General features: G+C 72.3%; 1 protein-coding gene. It reads right to left on the bottom strand.

All coding sequences use genetic code 11. The features are described from left to right. A partial coding sequence (locus tag AC066S_RS39095; protein ID WP_478271946.1) for a GGDEF domain-containing protein occupies window positions 1-414 on the bottom strand: 414 nt, incomplete at its 3' end. Window positions 415-549: the final 135 nt, after the last annotated feature.

The raw sequence follows: 549 nt of genomic DNA, 5'->3' as shown, positions 1-549 counted from the left end.
CGCCTCCACCGCATGGCGCAGCTCGGACAGCAGCGACAGCGCGGCCGCGCTGGACGACGCCATCGACGGGTCGTACACCTGCGCGCCGTGCAGCCGCCGCTTGGCGGCGTACATCGCGATCTCCGCGTGGCTCAGCAGGGTGTCGGCGTCTTCCGCCGGGCCGGGCCAGCAGGCGATGCCGATGCCGGCGCTGAGGTCCACCGTCTGGTCGTCGAACGCCAGCGAGGATTCGAACGCGCGCGTGATGCGCTGCGCCGTGTCGCGCGCGGCGGCTTCGTCCGCGCCCGGCAGCATCAGCGCGAATTCGTTGCCCCCCAGGCGGGCGAGGATCTCCCGGGGCGCATGCAGGTGGGAGGAGATGCGCGCCGCCACGGCCTGCAGCAGCGTGGTGGGGTGCAGCGCGCCGGCGCTCATGCAACGGCCCCGCGGAGGGAGCGGGTGGGAGACACTTCTCCGAAACGGCTGTCCATCCCTCGATAATAGGGCCCCCGCCCGCATGCGGCCGCCTGCCGGCCCTCCTTCCTTTGCCTGACAACGCCATGAACCAAC

Source organism: Bradyrhizobium sp. CFUWI, assembly GCF_056429085.1.
The sequence above is the reverse complement of the archived record's forward strand: the minus strand, read 5'-3'. Positions and strand labels throughout refer to the sequence as shown.